Annotated in this window: 1 protein-coding gene and 1 pseudogene; one reads left to right on the top strand and one right to left on the bottom strand. The window is 69.9% G+C overall.

Features of this window, described 5'->3' with window-relative positions; all coding sequences use genetic code 11:
• Positions 1 to 264: pseudogene (locus tag IG54_RS38930) on the bottom strand (hypothetical protein); the annotation flags it as partial.
• Positions 265 to 446: 182 nt separating this feature from the next.
• On the opposite strand from IG54_RS38930, the gene IG54_RS0137240 reads away from it, so the two are divergent.
• The coding region (locus tag IG54_RS0137240; RefSeq protein ID WP_030795637.1) for a helix-turn-helix domain-containing protein at positions 447 to 972 on the top strand (526 nt) is incomplete at its 3' end.

Genomic DNA, 972 nt, shown 5'->3' on the forward strand with positions numbered 1-972 from the left:
GTCGAGGATGATCGTGTGGACGCCGATGTCGACGAGCTTGCTGGGCGCGAGCCCCAGCCCCTCGCCCCGGTGCCGCATCGCGGTCAGCAGGTAGGCGTATCCCTGTTCGAGAACCCGGGCTGCCATGATCGAGTCGTACGGGTAGTCGCGCACGAGCAGCCCGACCTGCTTGTCCCACAGACCGCTCGATACGACCTCCCGAGCGGAGCGGACCGGGCCGCTTATCGGGTTCGTGGCCAGAGGAGCTGCAACAGCCGTTGCCATGATGCCTCCGATGGTCGTGCCCCGTGGTTCGGGGCGCTGCACCCAGCAGACCGCACCGCCTCCTCCTACGGTGATCGCCAACCATGTCGTGCAAGGGCTTTGCACGTCGTGCAAACAGCCTCGACCACGACAAGAACCGTCCGTACCGTGGAGGGCCCCGGTCGTGCGGCGTGGGAGGACCTGTGCCCGTTGACCCGTTCTGGAGCACCCCCAAGGCACGCGAGTTAGCCGAGCAGCGGCGCGCCGGCGCGCTCATCCGTCTCGGCCGTGAACATCTCTCCTGGACCCTTGCCGCCCTCGGCGACCGGATCGGCTGCGCACCCGCGACAATCTCCCGGCTGGAGCGGCGCCGCAGGATCGTCGACCTGGACCTGGTCTACCGCGCGGCGCAAGAGGTCGGCGTTCCGCCACACATCCTGATGACTTCCCTGGCGCCACCCGCCCCGAAGGTGCCGACGGCCACTAGAGTGACGGCCAGTCCGCACGCCGAGGAGGACCCGATGCGCCGCCGTACGCTGCTCACCGCCACGGCTGCCGCCGGGCCCGTCGCCCTGATGATGGGGCTCGACGAGGCCCTGGCCGACACACCGGCCCCGACCGGGCAAGGCTCCTTGGATGGCCGGATGGCGGCGGCCCGCGAGTTGTACGACAAGGGCGCGCACTCCCGTCTCCTCGCCGCGCTGCCCGGCCTCATCGCTGACGGACATG

It is taken from the genome of Streptomyces sp. NRRL S-920, from assembly GCF_000717945.1.
GTDB classification, from domain to species: Bacteria; Actinomycetota; Actinomycetes; order Streptomycetales; family Streptomycetaceae; genus Streptomyces; species Streptomyces alboniger.